The following is a 22,729-nucleotide window of genomic DNA, read 5'->3' on the forward strand; positions in this document are numbered from 1 at the left end:
CTAGAGAGACCTAGTCTAAAGCATCACGGGTCTATACTGTCCGCACTGAGGGGAACCATTTCATCCGCCAGCGTCAGCCCCAACAGCATGGGTTCATGGGGAGCAATATCTGCACCCGTGAGCCAGCAAACCTCTGGTCGGCGGGCGATCGCAGGGACAGTGAAGCGAATCTCGCCCTGCGATCGCGGCTTTGGAGGACGATCTGCCCGCTGTTGAACGTAGTCCCACAAAACGTCTCGAATGAGTGCCTGATAGCCCTGTTTATCAGCCAGTTGCTTCAGACGCTCTTTTAGATCGCGTTCAAGACGAATACTGGTCACCTCCATGTCTGTGGTAGAGGTGCGGTGTGGGATAGGGTTCACAGAATGCATGAATGGACGTTACCTCACGGTGGTTCAAAGACTGGGTTTGTATTACAAGTGTAGTATCTTTGCGGTGAAATGCAAGTAGATGATAGCTGGTTGCCAGGATAGCTCGTTGATCAGAGGGCACTGAACTGGATCAACAGCCTTGTGTCGAGAGTACCAGACTATCCATCTGAAGGATCATGGTTGCGATCGCCACTCTGCTTATCTACATCATTTTTAAGTAAGATAACTTCAGTTCGGGTTAAGGGAATTTTTCAGCTTGTTGGACGAAAGAATCAAGCTCTTAGTCTACGAGAGAATGAGGCTTTCAGCTTATCCCGAACTCAGGTTAAGATAATCAGCCTAGGCAATGTTCACCTCTTCATTCTTCGTTCTTCGTTCTTCATTCTTAGCGCATCTACCCCGGAATCCCAGTAGTTTAACTCGATACCCGTCTACCAGATTCGATTTGCTCCGTGGGATGCAAGATAACGATTTCTCCCTCATCTAATCCCGATTGGATTTCTACCTCAGTGCTGCGTTGTCCAATCGTGACAGCGCGCTGCTGGGCTCGGTTATTATCCACCACAAACACACACCAACCAGGCGTATCAGGCTCGGAGGAGGGGCGATCGCACCGTAGCAGAGCACTCACAGGCACCTGCAAAACAGATTCGCTCTCCCACACCACAATTTGGGCATCCACACGATAGCCATCACCTAGAGGCACAGCCTGATCAAAATCAGCAATAATATTCACCCGCTGCTCCTCCACCCCTAGGGCAGAAACCTGAGTGAAGGCCGAGGGTTCAACGCGGCGCACTGTGGCGGTAAGTCGATCGGGGCCACCCCAGCGATCGACCCATACGGGCGCACCCACCGGCACGCGCACTGCGTCAGTGGACAGCACGTCAATCACCAGTTCAAGCTGTTGCGGATCTCCTAGCTCTAGCAGGATCGTGCCAGCCTCCACATAGCCTGCACTTTCCTCAAACACCCTCAGGATGTGCCCGGTGGTGGGTGCTGTGATCCGCGTGCGATCGGCGGTGTCGGCAAGGTTGGCGAGTTCCGCCTCCAGGCTAGCGATCTGGGCGCTGTAAACATCCACCAAGTAGTCTGGATCCTGTTGCTCAGCTTGGAGAATCATCAACGTATCTTGGGCTGCGGCCACCTCGGTGCTGGCTGCTTCAGCTTCTCGCTGCAGGGCTTCTAGTTCCCGAGCCCTAGTAGCCTCTAGCAAGTCTGCTGATTCCAAATCCTGGCGAGCGATCGCCCCCCGTTGGTACAAATCATCCGCCCGTTGGCGATCGCGCTGGGCCTGTTCCAGAGCTGCTTCAGCTTGAGCAATGCGGGCCTCGGCCTGGCGTTGAACCGCTTGGGCCCCTTGGATGCGGGCCTCGGCTTGCTGCAGCGCAGCCGGTTTAGTTCGTTGGGTATCAACCCCGGCGAGCTGGGCCTGCAGTTCCCGCAGGCGGGCTTGGGCAGACTGCACTTGGCTATCGAGGGGAAGGGGATCAATCTGGGCTAGCATTTGCCCCTGCTGCACCACATCCCCAGCCGTCAGATCGATGCGGAAGAGGCGACCAGCGATCGGTGTGGATACTCGATAACGCGATCGCACCCGAGTTTTTCCCTCTTCGCTGACGGTGACGGCCATGGGGCCGCGATGGGCCACGGCTACCGTCACCGGCACGGGAGCGGGTCGAAATAAGAGGACGAGAAGGAAGGTGATCGCTACGCCAGCCAAACCATAGAGCAGTCGCCGCAGAACGGGCTTGAGTTTCATAGGCTACTCCCGAGTTTTGAGTACTGCAATTAAATCCAACTGATTAAGCTGTCGGCGAATCAGCCAGCCAGATAAGACGGTGGCGACCAGGATCACACCGACGGCAAAGAGGTAGGTAGCCTGATTGACCACGAAGGGCAGCCGGTAGAGTTCAGAGTCGTAGGTGGTAGCCAATAGGGCAGCGAAGCCTAAACCGATAGCTATCCCCACGGGAATGGCTGCTAAGGTGATCAAGGCCTGTTCTCCGAGTAAGATCAAGGCAATTTCTCCTCGGCTAAATCCGATGATCCGCAGGGTTGCCAACTCTCGCCCCCGTTCGGACAGGGCAATGCGGGCAGCGTTGTAAACCACCCCAAAGGCAATCACGCAGGCAAAGATAACCAGCACACCGGTGAAGATACCTAGGCTAGCGGCGATGGTGTCTTCAAACTGATCGATGGTCGTTTGGCGCATGGCCATACTGGCGATCGCTGGGGTGTTTTTCACCTGCTCATAGAGGTGATCCAGGGCATGGCGGTCTACAGCTAAATAGGCTCCTGAAATGGTCTGTCCTTCGCGCATCAGTTGATTCAACGCTTGGATGTCCATATAGGCGGCCACTCCAATAAACTCATCGACTAAGCCCATGACCTCGACCTGGTGAATGGAGCGATCGCCCTCCAGCACTTCTACGGTGAGGCGATCGCCCGGTTCAACGCCTAGCATTCGTCCTAGGGTGGCCGTGAGCAGCACGCCGCTGGGAGGTAGCTGCACAGGACGGAGCTGGCGATCGACTAAGTGGCGCAGCTCTCCCTGGGGATCTAGACCCATTAGCCCAGTGCGGTGGGTGCGATGTTCATAGCGCAGACGGGCCGCTACGCTGCGAAAGGGTTCTGCTTGCAACACACCGGGCAGATGATGGAGGGCATAGCGGGCCCGAGCTGGGCGAGGTTCGTTAAACACCAAGGTGACGTCCTCTCGCTGCACCTGGCGGAACTGGACATCAATGATGTAGAGCACCGCATCCCCCATGTAGCGGCCCACCATGAGAATGGCGATCGCTAAGGCAATTCCCAACATCGATAGCAGGGCTTGCATGGGTTTGCGTTCCAAGTTACGCAATATAATCCGCCCTGAAGCCGGAAACATGCGTTGCAACCCCCAGCGTTCAATCAAGGTAGGACGGAACTGGGGCGGCGCTTCTGGACGCATGGCCTCCGCTGGCGGCAGGGCGATCGCTCGCCTCACTGCCGTAAAGGCTCCCAGCAGAGCAGCACCAATGCTGACCCCGATGGTAGTTAGGATCAGACCCGCTCCGGCTTCATAGCGCAGGATAGGAAACTGGAAAAAGTTAGTGTAGTACTGGGTGATGCTTGACCCAAACCAGAGACCTAATCCTGTGCCAATGGCGGCTCCTAGGAAAGTGATCCCTAAAACAAGCTTAAAGTAATGCAGTCCTAAGACAGAATTACTGTAACCAAAGGCTTTGAGAACAGCAATTTGATCTCGCTGGGTGCTAATAATGCGCGACAGAACAATATTCAGCAAAAAGGCCGCAATGCCTAGAAAAATAGAGGGTAAAAAGACGGCAGTGACCTGGAGTTGATCGATTTCGTCGGTGAGAAATCGATGGGAAAGCTGTTGATCGCGATCGTAGGCTCCCAGCCCCCCGTAGCGCTCTAGGGATTGATCAAGCTGAAATAAGACCTCCGGCATGTTGGCCGCTGGGGTTAAGGACAGGGTGACATCATTGAAAGCTCCTTGCATATCAAAGGCTGCGGCTAGGGCCTCTCGTCCCATCCAAATCACCCCAAACCGTTGATTATCTGGCACCAGATCCGTGCCGCGAATTTCATAAACATATTCTGGCGATAGGGCTAGTCCTACGATCTGCAACGTCTGCCAACGGCCATTGATCACCGCACCCACCCGATCGCCCAGGGTGAGATCATTAGCCTTGGCGAAAGCTTCACTGATCAGCACTTCATCACGACGACCTGCCTCAAGGTAGCGCCCCTCCCGAAGGAAGAGATCATTGAGCATGGGCTGGGGCTGTTCTGGAATTGAAATGATGCGTCCCGTGGCAGGTTCATGGCGACCGGGTATATCCAACGTAACATCAACCACCACACGGGTTTGCAGTTGGCTTACACCCGAGATCTCCGCCAACTGGGGAGCGATCGCCTCCGGTGCCCGTTTGAGAGACACAAAAACATCGGCAAATCGATATTGGCTGTAATAGTTGGCCTGGGATAGTTTCAGGGAATGGTAGGCACTCATTAAGGTCACCAGCCCCGTGATGCCACAGGCCACAATCAGCATAATGGCGATCACTTGACCCCGCAGATGGAGCAGATCGCGCAGCAGCTTTCGATCTAATGCCTTCATCTACCACTCCAACTCAGCAGGAGAAACCTTGGTTTCATTAACGTGAATGCTGGCAATCTGCCCACTTCGCATCGAGATCACCCGATCGGCCATGGCGGCGATACTGGCATTGTGGGTGATGACAGCGGTGGTGGTACCGAGGTCACGATTGGCATCAGCCAAAGCATCGAGCACCAGCTTGCCCGTTTGTACATCTAAGGCTCCGGTGGGTTCATCACAGAGCAACACTTCTGGGCGTTTGGCGATCGCTCGGGCAATGGCCACCCGCTGCTGTTCACCACCCGAAAGCTGGGCGGGAAAGTGATCGAGGCGATCGCCCAAGCCTACCCGCTGCAAGGCTTCCTCCGGCGAGAAGGGGTGGGCAGCAAGTTCCGTGACCAAGGCCACATTTTCGCGGGCCGTCAAGCTGGGGATGAGGTTATAAAACTGGAAAATAAACCCCACCGACTCTCGCCGAAAGCGGGTGAGCATGGCATCGGTGGCGGTAGACAAATTGCGATCGCGAAACCACACCTGGCCGCTGGATGGTAGATCCAGCCCACCCAAAATATTTAACAACGTAGACTTACCGCTGCCCGATGGCCCCAGCAGGACAACAAACTCACCTTCATATAAATCTAGGGTCACGTTCTGTAGAGCATGAACCTCAACCTCCCCCATGGGATAGATCTTACTCACATCCTGAATGTGAAAGACCTCAGAGGATGGCGAATATTGGACGGATGCATGCAAAGGTTGCTTCTGGGGATGTCCCATAACCTAACAGTCCTCAGATCCACGATAGATCCACGATCGGGCATTCATCTGTGATCCATGGGCTCTATGAAGGGAGCGCTGACAGCATCTTGAAGGCACTACCTATTTATCCTAGGCAGTTTGCAGGGCGATCGCCTAAAACTTCATACTTCTTTTGGGGACGGGGAATGAAGGCATGGGAATCCTCCTAGGTTTAGCAACCAAGCTCAACAACTCGCGCAGGGTGAGCTACTGCCCACTCAACCCTCACCTAAGCTGACGACGGCTGTACTAGTCAGCAACGCCGGCAGGAGCGATCAGGGCTATGAGCCGGGCCAAGGCAATTTGATTAATCTCGGCGATCGCTTGTTGGTACTCTTGTTCTGGTGTATGGGTAAGGCGAGTGGCAAAGGCTTGCAAAATGCTTTCCTTAGTGTGGTGTTTCACGGCCACAATGAAGGGAAAGTTGAAGCGCTCTCGATAGGCCTGATTGAGGTGCTGAAAGCGATCGTACTCGTGGGGGGTGAGCTGCTGTAGCCCAGCGCTGGTCTGCTCTTGAACCGATGCCTCAGCCATGGCAGTCCGGCTACCCAAATCTGGATGCGCCTGAATCAAAGCAAGCTGCTGGTCATGGTTCATAGCCTGTACAATGGTCACCATGCATTCATGAAGAGCAGCGCAATCACGAAAAGGGCGATGTTGCCATGCTTGGTGAGCGATCGCTGGCGTATGCTCAAAGACGTCCCCTAAAACCTGGGTAAAGTCTGCCTGAGACATGGAGTTGAGCTGATCAATCGTGTAGGACATGCGGGGCCGATCTAGGGAGATTCGATGGACAAGATTACGCAGATGATACGCTTACGGGCAGTCTTGTACTGTTCGCGGCAGGCTGCACATGGAGACACTTTAGGCATTCACCTAGCACCCTAGACTGATGGCAATAGTCAATCGGGTCGAAGCCTGTCCTAGATGAGCGTTCAAACCTTGGGGCGTTGCTAAAGTGCGATAGGATTTGCGCTGAGGAACCGTGAGCGAGAGGCCCACACGACCTTGATGGTGCATGAGGTATGAGCATCTTGCTTCCATGCCGATGTCATAGCCTCATTCAGCAACGCCAACCTTGGAAGGTTGCCAGGGTTTCTTGACGTCCTCACCGATGAAACGATAGCCATAGCACTATGGATAGCCTTCATGGGACTCATGGGCATGGCATTGGCAATCTGTTGTGGTCAGCGATCGCCCTTGATCAGGTTCATGATTGGCCAAACCATCGTGGGAAACTTTTTGCCAGAAAACAACCTCCTATGGTGTAATGGCTGTAATAAAAGTCAATAGTAATTTTTGTGAGGTGGTGTACTTCATTGCTGAAAATCTGGTGGTCTCCGGTAGTGTGACCCATGAGGTCTTGCCCTGGTTCGGCATAGATGGGTAACGAAATAGATGGGTAACGAAAAGCAGGTATGAGCCATGGCATCTCATGGCCGTTCTGAGCAGTAGGAGTTCACTCCTGAAGCTTAGCATCGTCGATAGTGTTTCAAGACTGGCAACGTTGGGTGCTACATCGTAGCGTAGGGACGACCTTCAATGATCTTCAGTTCTCTCCAGTTTGTATTTCTCTTTTTGCCCATTGTGCTGGGCGTGTTCTTTTTGATTGGGCATCGGGGCTGGCATCAGGCTGCGTTAGCTTGGTTAGTCATCGCATCTCTATTCTTTTATGGTGTATGGAATCCCGCCTACCTGATCTTGATTCTATTATCCATTGCTATCAACTACGCCTTAGGACGCCTCATTCAAGAATCGAGAACTATTCGCCCTCAATCAGCATCGTTTCTAACCGTAGCAGGGGTTTTGCTTAATCTTGGACTGTTGGGCTATTACAAATACGCCAACTTCTTTGTGGATAATTTCAATACTCTGCTAGATACAGATATTGTCCTGAAGACCATTATTCTTCCCCTCGGCATTTCTTTTTTCACATTTCAACAAATGGCCTACATCATTGATGTATCAAAAGGTCATATTAATGACAACAACTTTTTGCGCTATTGCTTATTTGTCACCTTCTTCCCTCAGCTGATCGCCGGGCCCATTGTCCACCACGATGAAATGATGCCCCAGTTCGCCCAGCGGGATATTCTCAAGCCTAGTATGAGGGCGATCGCCATTGGGCTCACGCTATTCACCCTTGGGTTATTCAAGAAGGTGATGATTGCAGATACCATCGCAGGCTATGGAAATTCTATTTTCCGCGCAGCCATGATGGGTGAAGAACTCAGCTTCTTTACGGCATGGTTGGGAGCGATCGCCTACACCTTTCAGCTTTACTTCGACTTTTCTGGCTATGCAGACATGTCGATTGGCATTGCCTACATGTTGAAGATTAAGCTACCGCTGAACTTCTTCTCGCCCTACAAGTCTGTTGATATTATTGACTTCTGGCGACGTTGGCACATGACCCTATCGCGGTTTCTCAAAGACTACATCTACATTCCTTTGGGCGGTAATCGCAAGGGTAAAGTGCGGCGGTATGTCAATCTATTGACCACCATGCTTCTAGGTGGACTCTGGCATGGTGCTGGATGGACATTTGTAATCTGGGGTGGATTACACGGAATCTATTTGGTGATCAACCATGCTTGGCGAGGACTAGAAAACCGGTTTGGCTGGGCTGTGGGCGAGTCAGTACCAAAGTGGCGATCGGCCCTATCGATTGGCGTAACGTTTATAGCTGTGACTGTTTCTTGGGTTCTGTTTCGAGCCAATGATCTATCGGCGGCTGGTGTCATGCTCCAGGGAATGATCGGTCGATACGGGTTTGATTGGGTGACATCTAGCTCGTTTCTAGAGCTTGAATGGGTCACAACGCTGGTGCTGTTGGCAGCGATCGGATTAGCGTTCTTCTGCCCCAATGCTTACGAATTACTAGAGCGATATCGTCCAGCCCTAGAAACCTACAGAACGTCAGCATTTTCAACAGCTAAGACGTGGTTTCATTGGATGCCATCTCAGGCTTGGGCCATCATCATGGGGCTTATGTTTGGGGTCTCTATTTTGGGCATGTCGAGAGTAAGTGAATTCCTCTACTTCCAGTTCTAAAGCACAGGGCTATGAAACTATCAAACTCTGCTTACGTTCGAAACTTTTTGTTGTCAACCCTAATTTTTGTTGGAGTAATAGCCAGCTTTAATTTCATAGTTGACCCCTACGGACTGTTTCGAATCGTAGATATTGAAGGCTTCAATACGCTGAAGCCAGAATTCAACCGTAACTTGATTCATAGTAAAACAGCAGCTATTCGATATGTAAAACCAGAATCTATTATTTTGGGAACCTCTAGGGCTAATCAGGGCTACGATCCCGATCATCCAGGTTGGGGTGATGAAGCCCCGTATCCTCGGTTTAACCTAGGAACGCCCGCTGCCAATATCTATCGCATGTACCGTCTCGTCCAGCATTCTCAATCCGTTCAACCTCTAAAACAGATTATATTTGCTCTAGATTTTTTCAGCTTTAATGCCTATAGAGCCAACGACGGCGGTATTGACAGCTATGTCGATGTTTCTTACGAGGGAAAGCCTCAACCCTTTGCTCATCTGAAAGGGTTGTTTCCAGCCTTCATCTCCTTTGATGCGATATCGTCTAGTTTCAAAACCATTGGAGATCAAGATCTAGACAAGGTTCAATCGACCTATTTTTTCAATGGATTTCAGTACAAAGCAGGCCGAGCTTATCAAAATCGAGTTCATTACCTAAGAGGTTGTGCGCGATTTGTAAAATCAGTGTATTTTCCGCCACCTCGTCGGCTCTATGATTTTTATGACGCCCAGACCCAGCGAGATAGCTTCGCGCTCTTTCGTGAGCTAGTGTCTATGGCCTACACGAATCAGATTGATCTCAGGTTCGCCATAAATCCACCCCATGCCTACTTAATGGAGGTGATTTCTAGAGCAAATATTTGGGATAAATTTGAAGAGTGGAAGCGCGCCTTGGTAGACATCAACGAAGAAGAAGCTGCACGTCATAACGCTGAGCCTTATCCTATTTGGGACTTCAGTGGCTATAATTCTGTCACAACTCAGGAGATTCCAGATGAGCAGACTCTAGATACTGGTGACTTCTACTACCATGAAGCATCCCACTTCAAGGCTTTGGCTGGAGACATGATCTTGGATAGAGTGCTTGACTATCAAGACTCCGAGCGAGAGGTTCCTGATGACTTTGGTGTTCGTCTTACCTCTGAATCGATTGAGCAACATCTTGCTCAAATTCGCGCAGATCGAAGATTTTATCGGCGAACTCATGCGGAAGAAGTTAATGACGTTAAAGAGGTCATTGAAGCGCCGCTGAAGTTGGTGAGACGAGTACAGCGCGGTGCCAGAGAAAACCAAAATACTTTGGAAGAGAGTCTACCGACAGAAGACTAACGTAAAGGTTAAAGACCTACTAGGGTATGTTCTTCCCTTTAGCTCTCTTTACAACCTTGAAACATGAATTACTCTTAGCCCGTCTCCTGAGGGGGAAGGGCTAAGAATAGTAATATTCTCGTTTAGACGTTTATCTAGGATATGGCTCAACCAAACTGGCTGCAGCTATATGTCTAAAAGCTAACGCTAGCTTAGAATAAACTGAATATAGGGTGAAAACAACTCAGGCTCTAGCAGAAATGCATCATGTCCCTTATCAGAGTGAACCGTAATGTATTTAACATTGACTCCATCGTGTTTAAGTGCTTGAGCGATCGCTGCCTGTTCTTCTGGGTAAAAGCACACATCTGAATCAATGCCAAATACTAAATACTGTTGATGGATGCATGAGCTAAACAGTCCTTCGGTTGGTGACGGAAAATGTAATCGCTGCCACATGTCCATAATTCTGAGATAACTGTTGGCATCGAAGCGCTCCGCAAATTTTTGCCCTTGATAATACATGTAGGATTCGATGGGATGGGACAGGTTGTAAAACTTTCCAACCGGTTCCTGCACTGTAATCTCTTGTCGCGCTCGATGTTCCATGACATTCAGAGAGATGAATGTTTTGTGGGAAATCATGCGAGCTAAGATAACTCCAGATTTCGGTGGTTCTGCATCATAGTAATCCCCGTTGTTGAAGTTCGGGTCATTGCGGATAGCCAGAATTTGTTCAAAATTGTGGACTCGATGCAGTGGCGTTGTTTCCAACCCTGTGGCAATAGGAATCACGGTTCTCACCCGTTGGGGGCAGCGTGTCGCCAGCAATAGAGCCAACATACCGCCAAGGGAGCCTCCAATGACACCATGAAGACAATCTATTCCCAGGTAATCTAGCAAATGCAGTTGGCTCCGCACCACATCCCATGCGCTCACTTGAGGAAATTTACTGCCATAGGGTCTACCTGTTCTAGGATTCACAGACCGAGGCCCTGTAGAACCATAGCAACTGCCCAGGTAATTTGCACAAATGATGAAATAGTGGTCAGTGTCTAAAGCCTTCCCAGAGCCGATGAAGTCATCCCACCATCCCAACACGCAGTCATCTGTCCATAATGGCTGTATTCCTGGAACAGAAACATTGGTACCAGCAGCATGTTGACTGCCTGTGAGTGCATGGAAGACCAAGATAGCATTACTTGCATCAGCATTGAGCGTTCCATAGGTTTCATAGGCTAAGGTAACAGATTCCAATCCTTCACCAGACTCTAGTTGAAAGGGATTTTCGGCTGTCAACTGAAAAAATTGAGTTTTAACTGGACCAATACTCATGGCAAATGGAAAAGCTATGCAGATGGGTAAGCTGGATCGTGAAAGGCGATCGGGGATCAGATGGATATGACTAGGGAGCGATCGCTTAGATGAGTGAACCTAAAGAGGCAAATCGTAGTACAAGTTAATCATCGGCGTTGCTGAATAGCGGTATGACTCCGCAACTTTTGCAGCAGGTTTCAGTCTTCCTAGCTCCAGGTTCATATCCTGATTCAGCAACACCCACGTCAACCATCCAGCGATCGCCCCTTCCTCTCAATCGTCTAATCGATATCCTTCAGTCTATGTTGTAGCGTGTTTTAGCGCTTGTTGCAGATCCATCATGATATCCTCAACATCTTCAATCCCAATGGCTAAGCGCACCAACTCTGGCGCAATTCCGGCAGACAGTTGATCCTCAGGGGATAATTGGGAGTGGGTGGTGGTAGCAGGATGAATGGCTAGGCTTTTAGCGTCACCAACATTTGCCAAGTGAGAAAACAGATTCAGATGTTCAATAAAGCGCTTCCCAGCTTCCGCACCGCCCGTGATACCAAAGACAACCATCGCCCCAAAGCCCTTCTTTAGATAGCGTTGAGCCACAGGATAGGTTGCATCCGTCTCCAGACCAGGATAGCGCACCCATTCGACTGCCGGATGCTTCGCCAGGGCTTGAGCCACCTTAAGAGCATTTTCACAATGGCGCTGCATCCGCAAATGCAAGGTTTCAATGCCTTGAAGAAATAGCCAGGCATTATCAGGAGCGATGCAAGCTCCAAGGTTGCGCAGGGGCACCAAGCGTATCCGCAGAATGAAGGCTAGGGGAGAGAGATCGCCTAGATCATGGGCATAGCGCAAGCCGTGGTAGCTAGAATCCGGTTCACTCATCAGCGGGAATTTGCCCGATGTCCAGTCAAATTTTCCTGAATCCACCACAATACCGCCAATGCCGGTGCCATGTCCACCTAGCCACTTGGTGAGGGAATGTACTACGATGTCTGCACCATGTTCAATGGGACGCAGGAGATAAGGTGTCGTAAACGTACTATCCACAATCAGCGGCAGACCTTGCTCGTGAGCGATCGCAGCGATCGCGTCTAGATCGCAGACCTCCAGACCAGGATTACTCACCGTTTCGCAAAAGACGAGCTTGGTTTGCTCCGTAATCGCTCCACGGAAATTTTCCAGATCACGGGGATCAACAAAATGTACCTGAATGCCAAACTGCGGCAGGATGTCTTTGAACATCGTGTAGGTGCCGCCGTAGAGATTGCTGGACGATACCAGGTGATCACCAGCTTGGCAAAGGTTGATAATGCTATAGAAAATGGCGCTGGTGCCCGAGGCCAGGGCTAGGGCCGCCACACCACCCTCCATCGCCGCCACGCGTTTTTCGAGAATGTCTTGGGTGGGGTTACCGAGGCGGGTGTATATGTTGCCCAATTCCTTTAAGCCAAACAGATTGGCCGCATGTTCCGTATCCCGAAACGTGTAGGAACTGGTGCGGTAAATGGGGACTGCCCGCGATAATGTCGTGGGATCTGGCTCTTGACCAGCGTGCAGACATTGGGTTCCAAGTCCATAGGTTGTGTTCATCATCTTGCTCCGCAACAAACAAATAGCTTGGAAATTCTATCTCATGATTAGCCCAAACCTGAAACCTTACGGATTGTTCTTAGGTCTTAACAGAGTGCAGCCATCAAAGCCCATGCACAGAGTCTTGAGAGACACCAGAGATGTAACGATTTAGCAAGATAGCCTAGATTGGCTTTTTTCCTATCTTTTCCAAGCAGTAGTTCTTTAACTTTATGCCGTTGAGCAGATAATGTCGTTGGATAGCTGATCATGTTGCTGGCCATGCTTGAGGAACCTTCACTAGTCTACCGTTGCCATTGAGCGCTACCGAATGGATGAGGTCAATAGGTATGATGGGACATCATTCATCTGTAACATCATGGATAGACGAGCTAGACTGAATGCGGCGATCGCTTAGTTGGATCAGGATGCGATCGTGGACAGGTTTACTGATGGGATAGAAGACCACCAACACCAGACCGCCGATCAGCACAACACTGGGGATCGGCCCCACTAACCAGCGAATGGCGTTCAGGGCCGTATCGGGCTGGAGCGCCGACTGGGAGCCCGTTGTTGACACAAAACCTGCCCAATCTAGGGTCTTGCCGACCAAAAAGAGAGCGATCGCCACGGCAATTTTCTGAAGCTGTACCACAAAGCCGTAGAAGACACCCTCCCGCCGCTGGCCGGTATTGAGTTCATCTAAATCCACCACATCAGGCAGCATCGACCAAGGTACGATATAAGCGGTAGCCAGGCCAAATCCAGCTAAAATACCGAGTCCATACATGCCAGCAACCTGTCCTGGCTGGAGCATAAATAAACCACCTTGAGCGATAAGCGTCAGGGGAATACCCATGAGGTAGATAGCCTGTTTTCCAATGCGTTGCCCCAGCCAACCCCAGAGGCTCATCGCCAGAAATGCGGTGCCCTGCACTGCCAGCGCCATCTGGGTAAAATGAACCTCGGAGAGACCCATGTAGTTGACCACAAAGTAAGGCAAAATGGCAGCAGTAACCTGTACGCCTAGCCAAGAACAAAGGTAAATACCCACCACAAACCAAAATGGCCCCGTTCGCAACGCACTCCAAACATTAGGGAGCAGAGCTAAGCGAGGCGGTGCCTGCACTGGCGTACGCACCTGCTGCATCCACTGAAAGCGCGATCGCGTTCCCCAAATGCAAACGTAAACAGCAAGGCAGGCGATCGCCCCGCAGATGCCGCCCAATAAGGCATAGCGGAGGAAAATATTGGGCACTGCCCCTAAGATAAGCTGGGCTAAGACTAGAGCAAAAATGCTGCTGCCAATACTGAAAGCGGCTTTGAAGCTAATCAGATGGGTGCGTTCATGGTAGGTCTGAGTTAACTCTGCTCCCAGGGTGGAAAAGGGTATCACCACCATGGTGTAGGCCGTGTAGAATACCATCGCGATCGCGATATAGTAGCCGAACAGCCAGCCTTGGTTAGGTAGGGGTGGCACTAACCAAAACAGAAAAAAGCTAATCCCCAAGGGTAAGGATCCCGCCAGCATCCAGGGATAGCGCTTGCCCCAGGGTGACTGGGTGCGATCGCTCAAGTAGCCCACCACTGGGTCTAGTACTGCATCCCAGACGTTAGCCACGAGCAAGACACTACCTGCCAAAGCAGGATTTAGACCCGCTACATTCGTTAAAAAGAATAGAACAAAAAACGTTAAAATACTGCCGGGCACTTCACTCGACAGTTCGCCGGTACCATAAGCCAGCTTAGTTTTGAGGTTCAGGGCAACAGGAGACAGGGTCGGCGGCAAGGACGATGGCGTCATAGATTTCGCTCAACAAGGGTAAAGCACTTGGGAACTCAATAGACAACCTGTCTCCCTCTGCCGTCCTTTATCCATCCGACCGAGGCTGAGACAAGTCTAGAAAATCATAGAGGATTTCATCGGGTTCGTCGTCATAATCATCGTCGTCGTCAGCATCAGCGATCGCTGACGTCATGCCAGGGTCTCGGGGCAGTTCTGGACTCCAGCCCGACGCTGCCCAGCGCAGGATGGATTGTTCGAGCCGAGTCAGGCGATCGCGCAATACGGCTATCTCGATGGGCAGGTGGCGATCGCTCTCCAATGTGTCGAGGCGATCCCGTAGCTCCTGAAGCTCTTGTCCAACCTGAGGGGCAGCCGCCGGAGCTGCCGTTTGTCGCAGTCGATGGGCGATCGCCTCTCCATAGGAGCAATCGAGCCGTTGGGCAAGGGCTTCAATCTCCTCTGCCCAATCTGCCGCAACCACCACCTGAATCGCATCACCTGGCTGCAATCGTCCCATGTCAAGCCTCATGTTGATTGACTTGATCATAACAGTGACGTGATCACAACAGTTGGCGGTAAGCTAGGTGAGGGCGTTCATAGCGATTCAACATGGCAACGATTAATAACCATTACCTCAAACTTAAAGCTGGCTACCTATTTCCTGAAATTGCACGCCGGGTGAATGCGTTTGCAGCAGCCAATCCGGATGCCGCGATCATTAAGCTAGGCATTGGGGATGTTACGGAACCCCTGCCCGAAGCCTGTCGCACGGCCATGATCCAAGCCGTTCATGACATGGGCGATCGCTCCACCTTCCACGGCTATGGCCCCGAGCAAGGCTACCTATGGCTGCGGGAAAAGATTGCCGCTCAAGATTTTCAAGCCCGCGGCTGCGATATTGATGCTTCAGAAATTTTCATCTCCGATGGCTCCAAGTGCGACTGCGGCAACATTCTGGATATTCTGGGCAGCGACAACACTATTGCCGTCACCGATCCCGTTTATCCCGTCTATGTAGACACGAACGTGATGGCGGGACATACTGGCCCATCTAACGATCAGGGTGAATATGACGGACTCGTCTATCTGCCGATTTCCGCAGACAATAACTTCACGGCTGAGATTCCAGAACAAGCGGTGGATCTGATCTACCTCTGTTTTCCCAACAATCCCACCGGAGCCGTGGCCAGCCGCGAGCATCTGCAGGCCTGGGTAAACTATGCCAATGCCCACGGCTCAATCCTGCTCTTTGATGCCGCCTACGAAGCCTTCATCACCGATCCCACCATTCCCCACTCCATCTACGAACTGGAGGGCGCTCGCACCTGTGCCATCGAATTTCGCTCCTTCTCCAAAAATGCCGGGTTCACCGGCACCCGTTGCGCGCTGACCGTGGTGCCCAAAACCTTGAAGGGCAAGGCCGCGGATGGCTCCGAGGTGGATCTCCATTCCCTATGGAATCGTCGCCAATCCACGAAGTTCAACGGCGTATCCTACATTGTGCAGCGAGGGGCGGAAGCCGTCTATTCTGAAGCCGGTCAAAGTCAGATTCAGGCCTTGATCAGCTTCTACATGGAAAACGCCACGATCATTCGCGACCAGCTCACCCAAGCCGGTCTGAGTGTCTATGGCGGCGTTAATGCGCCCTATGTATGGGTGAAAACACCCCATGGTTTAACCAGCTGGGACTTTTTCGATAAACTGCTGAGCCAATGCCACGTAGTGGGCACCCCCGGTTCCGGCTTTGGGGCTGCTGGGGAAGGCTATTTCCGGATCTCGGCGTTCAACAGTCGTGACAATGTCAACGAAGCGATGGCGCGCATCACCGCGACCTTCCAAGGATAAACTCGTGACCCAACCATGACCTCTCAATCCCCCCTTGAACCGGGGGGATCGGAGCTGTTGATATCGATTCCACCCTAAGCCGTGATCAGTGGGAGGATGTAACGATTGGCAACGATATGGCAAACAGTCTTTAAGCTAAGGGAGTATACCTTCCCCCCATCGTTGTCCCAGAGGTAACATTTATGCAACGTTTGCTCATGCATAGTCCCATTGCTGTAGCATCTCTGTGGATTGTGGCTTATCTACTGATTTCCCTAATGCCATTAGGGGTGCTACTGCTGTATCCGGCTCCACCGGGACGAGGCTTTTGGCTAGAATTTTCTGTAGCTCTGGGCTTCATTGGGCTAGCCATGATGGTGCTTCAGTTTGTCCTCACGGCCCGGGTCAACCGTATTGAGTCTTCCTACGGACTCGACCTTTTGCTCCAGTTTCACCGCTATACGTCCTTGGCGGCATTTTTGATGGTGCTCGTGCATCCGATCATATTGTTTATCAACGATCCAACAACCTTGGAGCTGCTCAACTTTCCTGAAGCTCCTTGGCGGGCACGGATGGCCGTCATTGCGATTCTAGCTTTTCTGATCATGGTCGTGACGACCATCTGGCGGCAGCCCCTCAAGATTCCCTATGAACCCTGGCGGGCTCTCCACAGTGTTTTAGCCTTGGTGGCGGTGGGGTTTGGATTTGGCCATGCTCTGGGCGTGGGATACTACATGAGTTTCTTCTGGAAGGTGGTGCTGTGGTCGTCTCTGATTCTGGTGGCTCTATGGCTGATTCTTTATGTGCGCCTAGTGAAGCCATGGCTGATGATAAAGCGCCCCTACCGGGTGGAAGCGGTGGAACCCCAGCGCGGTGATGTTTGGACGTTGGTGCTGCGACCCGTGGGCCATGAAGGGTTTTCCTTTCAGCCTGGGCAGTTTGCTTGGCTCACCCTGGGTATTCACCCCATTGGTATGAGAGAGCATCCGTTTTCCATGTCGTCAAGTGGCGATCGCCCCGATCGGCTTGAGTTTGGCATCAAAGCTCTAGGCGACTTTACCCGCAGCATTCAAACGATTAAACCAGGTACCAAAGCCTATCTCGACGGCCCCTACGGTGTTTTTACCACCGAGCGATATTGGGACAGCGCAGGTTTTATCCTCATTGCCGGAGGGATTGGCATCACGCCCATGTATAGTATGCTCCTCACAGCGGCTGAACGCCAAGACGATCGCCCCTTCCTGTTAATGTATTCAGCATCGTCCTGGGAAGACTTTACCTACCGCGAGGGGTTAGAAGCTCTGAAAGATAGTATTGACCTTACTATCGTCTATGTGCCCCGTCATGGCCATGAGGGTTGGGATGGAGAAACGGGGTATATCAATCAAGATCTGCTGGCGCGATATATTCCTCTGCATCGGGGTAGCCGCCAATACTTAATCTGCGCTGCTCCGGTGATGATGGATGCTGTTGAAACAGCTCTGTTTGATCTAGAGGTACCCATAACCCATGTCCACATGGAGCATTTTAATTTGGCCTAAGTCATGGGACGTTCCAACACTCTTTTAGTTTTACTCAACCTTGGTTTAACCCATGCGCTACAACATCATGCTGCAAATCGTTGTCAGCACAACCCTAATTCTGGTTGGAGCCGGCACCTTTTTTGCCTGGCTGCAAAATCGCCCCCAGATGGACAGGCTAGAGGGGCATGATCGTGAAAACACAACCATTGGAGATGAACTTGTCGGCAGCCAGATCCCGTCCAACCCCGTGGAGATGACAACAGCCATACCTTAAAGGCCCACCCCTAGGGACGTTACAGAACTTATCGCAATAGCGATCGCTTTCTTAAGACCATGGGGCTTCCTCCATTCCCCCCCGATAATCCGTGGTAGACCTATTCTCACCCACGGACAGCAGACCATGACGGTTTACATTAACGACACCACGCTACGGGATGGAGAACAGGCAGCGGGCGTTGCCTTTAGCGTTACCGAGAAGGTGGCGATCGCTCGCCAGCTCGATCAGTTAGGCATCCATGAAATAGAAGTCGGCATTGCAGCCATGGGAGGCTCGGAGGCCAGGGCGATCGCCGAAATCACGACCCTGGGGCTGCAGGCCAAGCTCCTCGGCTGGAATCGTGCTGTTCCCTCGGATCTAGAGGCATCCCTCGCCTGTGGTTTGCGCCGCGTCCACATTGCCATTCCCCTCTCCGATGTGCAACTTCAGGCAAAATTTGGGGGCGATCGCCAGCGATTAATGGATCAACTGCGGCAGTGCATTGGCCTGGCTAAACAGCATGATGTTTTTGTCAGCGTTGGCGGTGAAGATGCGTCCCGCACCCCAGTTGCTGAGGTGATCGCCATGGCTCGCCAGGCGGCTGATTGGGGAGCGCAGCGCTTCCGATTTTGCGATACGGTGGGCATTCTCGATCCCTTCACCACCTACGATCGGGTGCAGCAGCTCGTCGCGGCTCTGCCGATCCCCCTGGAAATGCACACCCATGATGATTTAGGCCTGGCTACTGCCAATGCGATCGCCGGCATTCGGGCGGGGGCGCAATCGGTGAATACCACGGTGAATGGGTTAGGAGAACGGGCCGGCAATGCGGCGCTCGAAGAAGTTGTGATGGCGCTCAAGCGTTTATACAACCTGGATCTAGGCATCAAAACTCAGCAGTTGACCAGTCTTTCCCAACGGGTACAGGCGGCCTCCGGAGATGTGCTGCCCCGCTGGAAAGCGATCGTCGGACAAAATGCCTTCTCCCATGAAGCCGGCATCCATGCCCATGGTGTGCTCCGGCAGCCCGATACCTACCAAGCCTTTGCGCCCCATGAGGTCGGCACCCATCACCGGATTGTGGCCGGCAAGCATTCCGGCAGCCATGGTCTGCGTCATCTGCTGGAACAACAGGGAATTACCCTCGCTGCGCCCCAAGAGCGATCGCTGCTGGAAGCCGTACGGGAATGGTCGATTCACCATAAGCGTGACCTCACCGCTGCCGAATTGAAAACCCTCGCCCATCGGTTACAACTGCCCGTATCCAGCCCACAGTCGGTGATGCCAGCCATGCCAGACCTACAGTCTTAGCCCTGGTTTCGTCCAGCTCTGCTGCTGGTGCTGCCCGAGCTGAGGGTGGAGCGTTGACCTGGGATGGATTAGACCATCGCTCCACGGCATCTGCACCTAGGAACCAACAGGGCTACAATGGCCAGAGCGCTCTCAACGAGGAAACTTCAGAGGAACCTGTGGTTGAAGCCATCGCCTGGTTAACGGACAAATCTTGTTGCTTCGGCTGGGTTGGGCAACCTGAAACCCAGTACCAGCTTAGATTCTGTTGGGTTAAGCTAATACTAACCCAATTTACGAGAGAATCAAGATTGCAGGAGTTTTGTCAGTCCACCAAGACCATCATCCCTAGACGTTCCAAGCGATGCTTCTCGGTAGCGCTACCTTATCTGCACTATATTTAACCTATGCGATCGCCCATTCCTATTCAACTGATTACCAAAGAACAGCTCACCCAGCTCCCTCCCAGTCAGCAAGCTTGGCTGAAAACCACAGGTTTCACCGCCGAACCGGGCACCTACGGTCTCATTCCGGGAGACGATGGTGAACTAGAAGCCGTCGTGGTGGGCAGACCCGATCCGCTCGACCTGTGGACTCTGGGAACCTGCGCCCAAGCCCTACCGCCCCACACCTACAAGCTCGATGATGCCCTCTCCGCCGATGAGTCTACCCAGCTAGCCCTGGGCTGGCATCTAGGCCAATACCAATTTACTCGCTACAAAAAAGGAACACCCCTACCTAGCCTGGAGTTTCCTAGCGGGGGCGATCGCGCCTATGTGGATGCTGCCGTAGAAGCTACCACCCTCGTCCGCGACTTGATCAACACCCCAGCAGCCGACTTGGGGCCAACCCAACTGGAAGCCCAAGCCCGTAGCCTGGCCAACACCTACGATGCTCACCTCACCGTGATTGGTGGTGATGATTTGTTGACCCACAACTATCCCATGATCCATGCGGTTGGCAAGGCCAGCGTCGATGCCCCGCGTCTGTTGGATCTGCGCTGGGGACAGGCCTCTGATCCGGCCGTTACCCTGGTGGGCAAAGGGGTTTGTTTTGACACCGGTGGTCTGGATGTCAAATCCTCCGCCGGCATGAAAACCATGAAGAAAGATATGGGCGGCGCGGCGCAGGTGCTGGGCTTAGCCCTCATGGTCATGAAGCTGAAGCTGCCAGTTTATCTACGGGTGCTGGTGCCCGCTGTTGAAAACAGCATTGCTGGTAATGCCATGCATCCCCTCGATGTCTTATCTAGCCGCAAGGGGCTAACGGTGGAAGTGGGGAACACCGATGCCGAGGGGCGTCTGGTGTTGGCTGATGCCCTATGGGAAGCCAGTCAGGATAATCCTAAGCTGATCATCGACTGCGCGACCCTCACCGGTGCAGCGCGGGTGGCTCTGGGGACGGAATTACCTGCCTTTTTCTGCAACCATTCTAAGACAGCCGAGATTCTAAAGCATCTAGGGCAAAAAGCCCAGGATCCGCTGTGGGAGCTACCGTTACACAGTCCCTACCGGGATATGTTAGCTAGCAAAGTAGCTGACTTGAATAATATTTCCAATGCATCCTATGGGGGAGCCATTACCGCAGCGTTATTCCTCCAAGAATTTGTGAAGCCTGGCATTCCCTGGGTTCATATTGACTTAATGGCCTGGAACCTACGCAGCCTGCCTGGTCGTCCGGAAGGGGGTGAGGCCATGGGGATGCGATCGCTTCTAGAACTCATCCGCAGTGCGATCGCCTTGCGGTAATGGCTGTTTAAGAAACGTTGGTCACTGGAAGAGGTTAGGCTAAGATCACGTTGAGTCTAACCTCTCTAGGCTACTTAGGCGTAGAGAGGTTAGACATTCTGATCAAGAATGAGTCCAATCCTGATTAAGATAATCCCCCATGAGTTGAGGACATAACTTGAGGACATGGATTGAGATCATAGTTGGGTCAATAGCTATCACGCTAGGTTGAGGAGCGATCGCTCCTCCCATAGGCTATGGAACAAACCTCACAATTTCTGCGGATTTAACTAGCGGCTGTTAGTATATGATAAAGTGCTGATCAAAACTGTAGCAATCCTAACGGGTAGGCTGATCTCAGGGCATAGCGTCATTGGGCAGCGATCGCTCCCATCCACGAGGCATGTCTTCTTGAGGTGAGTTCACAGAAAACACCTCCCTCGTTCAGGAGAGAGCTACGAGTTTATTTATAAGTTGAAGAGCAACGATGGTCAAAAAGTCGGACTTTGTTCTGGCTCCCTACATGACGAGCAACGACTGGCGAGCAACGTATCAACTGCTCAACACCGTAGTACCCTACATCCTGTTGTGGATCCTAGCAGCCCGAGCGGCATCGATGGCATGGTGGTTGCTCCCACCCATCATGGTTTTGATCACCCTGTTTTCCGTGCGCTGTTTTTCATTAATGCACGATTGTGGTCACTATTCCCTCTTTCGCTCAAAGCGAGTAAATCGGGTGGTGGGATTTTTCCTAGGCGTCATCAACGCCATTCCCCAATACCCTTGGTCTCGTGGTCATGCCTACCATCACAAAACCAATGGAGATTGGCAACAATATCGCGGCCCATCAGCCATTTTGTCCACAGAAGAATTTGCCAACCTCAGTCCATCAGGGCAACAGCGGTATGAAACGCTGCGCCATCCGATGATGCTCTTCCCCGGTGGTTTTTTCTACCTGGCTCTTAAGCCCCGACTGGCCCTGATCCTCGGTGCCTATGGATTTGTCGTGCATCTCGTCACCTGTCTACGGCAGCGTCCGGGCATGGGGCTCGGCAAGATGATCAGGTCGTATCAATCCAAAACCTGGTACACAACGGCGGAATTCTGGGACTTGCTCCTGAACAATATCTGCGTGGTAGGCAGTTGGATTGCTCTCAGTTATCTCCTCGGAGCGGGCTTTTTCCTAAGCGTCTATTCCATCACCCTCACCTGTGCCGCCGCAATTTTTATCTGCGTCTTCTTTGTTCAACATAACTTCGATACCTCCTACGCCCACACCACAGAAGGCTGGGATTATCTATCAGGGGCGATCGAGGGCAGTAGTTATCTGATGTTGCCGACGATCCTTAAATGGTTTTCCGCAGACATCGGCTACCACAACATTCATCATCTGTCGTCACGCATTCCCAACTATCACCTAGAAGCCTGTCACCAAGCGAATGCTCATCTCTTAAAACAGGTTAAACGATTGAGAATGGCAGATATGCCAGACTGTTTTAAGTTTATCCTCTGGGATGCACCGTCTAATCGCCTCGTCTCCATTGCCGAGTTTCGACAGATGGAACAGAGGGCAGCGGATGCAGCTGTTCCAGCCGATAGCCTGCCCTACGCAAGCACCCATCACTAGGCTCTGTTTTAAAACCTGCTAAACCCCTTGATCTTTCGTACAAGAGAATCAGGGTTTGGGTGAGTTTTAAAACACGCCCTAGATCTGCTGACTGCTGAGCAAGTCGTGGGAGCAAGTCGTTGTTTTCAGGTTTGTAACCTCCGGAATGGCTGAGAGGAAGATGGTAGTC

General features: G+C 52.1%; 17 protein-coding genes. 8 read left to right on the plus strand and 9 right to left on the minus strand.

Going from position 1 to position 22,729, the window contains the following annotated elements; all coding sequences use genetic code 11:
• Positions 1-23 precede the first annotated feature (23 nt).
• The 5 genes from JUJ53_RS01770 to uraD form a co-directional block, all read right to left on the minus strand.
• Entirely contained in the window at positions 24-371 is a 348-nt protein-coding gene (locus JUJ53_RS01770) for a ribbon-helix-helix domain-containing protein (protein ID WP_204150267.1), read from the minus strand.
• Between the two features lie 415 nt (positions 372-786).
• Positions 787-2,133, minus strand: a complete 1,347-nt coding sequence (locus tag JUJ53_RS01775) for an HlyD family efflux transporter periplasmic adaptor subunit (RefSeq protein ID WP_204150268.1) — start codon at positions 2,131-2,133, stop codon at positions 787-789.
• A gap of 3 nt (positions 2,134-2,136) precedes the next feature.
• Positions 2,137-4,500 carry an ABC transporter permease gene (locus JUJ53_RS01780; RefSeq protein WP_204150269.1) on the minus strand — a complete coding sequence of 788 codons (2,364 nt, stop codon included), beginning with the start codon at positions 4,498-4,500 and terminating at the stop codon, positions 2,137-2,139.
• Positions 4,501-5,160 carry an ABC transporter ATP-binding protein gene (locus tag JUJ53_RS01785; RefSeq protein ID WP_239124693.1) on the minus strand — a complete coding sequence of 220 codons (660 nt, stop codon included), beginning with the start codon at positions 5,158-5,160 and terminating at the stop codon, positions 4,501-4,503.
• A gap of 366 nt (positions 5,161-5,526) precedes the next feature.
• Positions 5,527-6,042: a 2-oxo-4-hydroxy-4-carboxy-5-ureidoimidazoline decarboxylase gene (gene uraD, locus JUJ53_RS01790; protein WP_204150271.1), complete on the minus strand. Its 516-nt coding sequence runs from the start codon at positions 6,040-6,042 to the stop codon at positions 5,527-5,529.
• A 777-nt stretch (positions 6,043-6,819) separates the two neighbouring features.
• Here uraD and JUJ53_RS01795 point away from each other — a divergent pair.
• On the plus strand, positions 6,820-8,331 hold the full coding sequence (locus tag JUJ53_RS01795; protein WP_204150272.1) for an MBOAT family O-acyltransferase: 1,512 nt from the start codon (positions 6,820-6,822) through the stop codon (positions 8,329-8,331).
• A gap of 11 nt (positions 8,332-8,342) precedes the next feature.
• Positions 8,343-9,659 carry a hypothetical protein gene (locus tag JUJ53_RS01800; protein WP_204150273.1) on the plus strand — a complete coding sequence of 439 codons (1,317 nt, stop codon included), beginning with the start codon at positions 8,343-8,345 and terminating at the stop codon, positions 9,657-9,659.
• 186 nt (positions 9,660-9,845) lie between these two features.
• On the opposite strand, the gene JUJ53_RS01805 is transcribed toward JUJ53_RS01800, so the two are convergent.
• The 4 genes from JUJ53_RS01805 to JUJ53_RS01820 all read right to left on the minus strand — a co-directional run bounded on the left by JUJ53_RS01805 (position 9,846) and on the right by JUJ53_RS01820 (position 14,830).
• A complete protein-coding gene (locus JUJ53_RS01805; protein ID WP_204150274.1) occupies positions 9,846-10,973 on the minus strand; it encodes a homoserine O-acetyltransferase in 1,128 nt (375 codons plus the stop codon).
• A 282-nt stretch (positions 10,974-11,255) separates the two neighbouring features.
• Entirely contained in the window at positions 11,256-12,548 is a 1,293-nt protein-coding gene (locus JUJ53_RS01810) for an O-acetylhomoserine aminocarboxypropyltransferase/cysteine synthase family protein (protein ID WP_204150275.1), read from the minus strand.
• Positions 12,549-12,888: 340 nt separating this feature from the next.
• Positions 12,889-14,331 carry an MFS transporter gene (locus JUJ53_RS01815; RefSeq protein WP_204150276.1) on the minus strand — a complete coding sequence of 481 codons (1,443 nt, stop codon included), beginning with the start codon at positions 14,329-14,331 and terminating at the stop codon, positions 12,889-12,891.
• Positions 14,332-14,398: 67 nt separating this feature from the next.
• On the minus strand, positions 14,399-14,830 hold the full coding sequence (locus tag JUJ53_RS01820; RefSeq protein ID WP_204150277.1) for a hypothetical protein: 432 nt from the start codon (positions 14,828-14,830) through the stop codon (positions 14,399-14,401).
• 92 nt (positions 14,831-14,922) lie between these two features.
• On the opposite strand from JUJ53_RS01820, the gene JUJ53_RS01825 reads away from it, so the two are divergent.
• From JUJ53_RS01825 to JUJ53_RS01850, 6 genes are all read left to right on the plus strand, one after another.
• On the plus strand, positions 14,923-16,158 hold the full coding sequence (locus JUJ53_RS01825; RefSeq protein WP_204150278.1) for an LL-diaminopimelate aminotransferase: 1,236 nt from the start codon (positions 14,923-14,925) through the stop codon (positions 16,156-16,158).
• 182 nt (positions 16,159-16,340) lie between these two features.
• Entirely contained in the window at positions 16,341-17,678 is a 1,338-nt protein-coding gene (locus JUJ53_RS01830; protein ID WP_204150279.1) for a ferric reductase-like transmembrane domain-containing protein, read from the plus strand.
• 52 nt (positions 17,679-17,730) lie between these two features.
• Positions 17,731-17,934 carry a hypothetical protein gene (locus JUJ53_RS01835; protein ID WP_204150280.1) on the plus strand — a complete coding sequence of 68 codons (204 nt, stop codon included), beginning with the start codon at positions 17,731-17,733 and terminating at the stop codon, positions 17,932-17,934.
• 126 nt (positions 17,935-18,060) lie between these two features.
• Complete coding sequence (gene nifV, locus JUJ53_RS01840; RefSeq protein WP_204150281.1) at positions 18,061-19,227, plus strand: homocitrate synthase; 1,167 nt, start codon at positions 18,061-18,063, stop codon at positions 19,225-19,227.
• 386 nt (positions 19,228-19,613) lie between these two features.
• Complete coding sequence (locus JUJ53_RS01845; RefSeq protein WP_204150282.1) at positions 19,614-20,954, plus strand: leucyl aminopeptidase family protein; 1,341 nt, start codon at positions 19,614-19,616, stop codon at positions 20,952-20,954.
• 466 nt (positions 20,955-21,420) lie between these two features.
• Positions 21,421-22,560: a fatty acid desaturase gene (locus tag JUJ53_RS01850; protein ID WP_204150283.1), complete on the plus strand. Its 1,140-nt coding sequence runs from the start codon at positions 21,421-21,423 to the stop codon at positions 22,558-22,560.
• Positions 22,561-22,729: the final 169 nt, after the last annotated feature.

The sequence above is a fragment of the Leptolyngbya sp. CCY15150 genome, from assembly GCF_016888135.1.
In the GTDB taxonomy this organism is placed as follows: Bacteria; Cyanobacteriota; Cyanobacteriia; order RECH01; family RECH01; genus RECH01.

Excerpts from the sequence above, each read along its gene's own strand:
- JUJ53_RS01770 (WP_204150267.1), bottom strand. The coding sequence starts at position 371 with ATGCATTCTGTGAACCCTATCCCACACCGCACCTCTACCACAGACATG.
- JUJ53_RS01775 (WP_204150268.1), bottom strand. The coding sequence starts at position 2,133 with ATGAAACTCAAGCCCGTTCTGCGGCGACTGCTCTATGGTTTGGCTGGC.
- JUJ53_RS01780 (WP_204150269.1), bottom strand. The coding sequence starts at position 4,500 with ATGAAGGCATTAGATCGAAAGCTGCTGCGCGATCTGCTCCATCTGCGG.
- JUJ53_RS01785 (WP_239124693.1), bottom strand. The coding sequence starts at position 5,160 with ATGGGGGAGGTTGAGGTTCATGCTCTACAGAACGTGACCCTAGATTTA.
- uraD (WP_204150271.1), bottom strand. The coding sequence starts at position 6,042 with ATGTCCTACACGATTGATCAGCTCAACTCCATGTCTCAGGCAGACTTT.
- JUJ53_RS01795 (WP_204150272.1), top strand. The coding sequence starts at position 6,820 with ATGATCTTCAGTTCTCTCCAGTTTGTATTTCTCTTTTTGCCCATTGTG.
- JUJ53_RS01800 (WP_204150273.1), top strand. The coding sequence starts at position 8,343 with ATGAAACTATCAAACTCTGCTTACGTTCGAAACTTTTTGTTGTCAACC.
- JUJ53_RS01805 (WP_204150274.1), bottom strand. The coding sequence starts at position 10,973 with ATGAGTATTGGTCCAGTTAAAACTCAATTTTTTCAGTTGACAGCCGAA.
- JUJ53_RS01810 (WP_204150275.1), bottom strand. The coding sequence starts at position 12,548 with ATGAACACAACCTATGGACTTGGAACCCAATGTCTGCACGCTGGTCAA.
- JUJ53_RS01815 (WP_204150276.1), bottom strand. The coding sequence starts at position 14,331 with ATGACGCCATCGTCCTTGCCGCCGACCCTGTCTCCTGTTGCCCTGAAC.
- JUJ53_RS01820 (WP_204150277.1), bottom strand. The coding sequence starts at position 14,830 with ATGGGACGATTGCAGCCAGGTGATGCGATTCAGGTGGTGGTTGCGGCA.
- JUJ53_RS01825 (WP_204150278.1), top strand. The coding sequence starts at position 14,923 with ATGGCAACGATTAATAACCATTACCTCAAACTTAAAGCTGGCTACCTA.
- JUJ53_RS01830 (WP_204150279.1), top strand. The coding sequence starts at position 16,341 with ATGCAACGTTTGCTCATGCATAGTCCCATTGCTGTAGCATCTCTGTGG.
- JUJ53_RS01835 (WP_204150280.1), top strand. The coding sequence starts at position 17,731 with ATGCGCTACAACATCATGCTGCAAATCGTTGTCAGCACAACCCTAATT.
- nifV (WP_204150281.1), top strand. The coding sequence starts at position 18,061 with ATGACGGTTTACATTAACGACACCACGCTACGGGATGGAGAACAGGCA.
- JUJ53_RS01845 (WP_204150282.1), top strand. The coding sequence starts at position 19,614 with ATGCGATCGCCCATTCCTATTCAACTGATTACCAAAGAACAGCTCACC.
- JUJ53_RS01850 (WP_204150283.1), top strand. The coding sequence starts at position 21,421 with ATGGTCAAAAAGTCGGACTTTGTTCTGGCTCCCTACATGACGAGCAAC.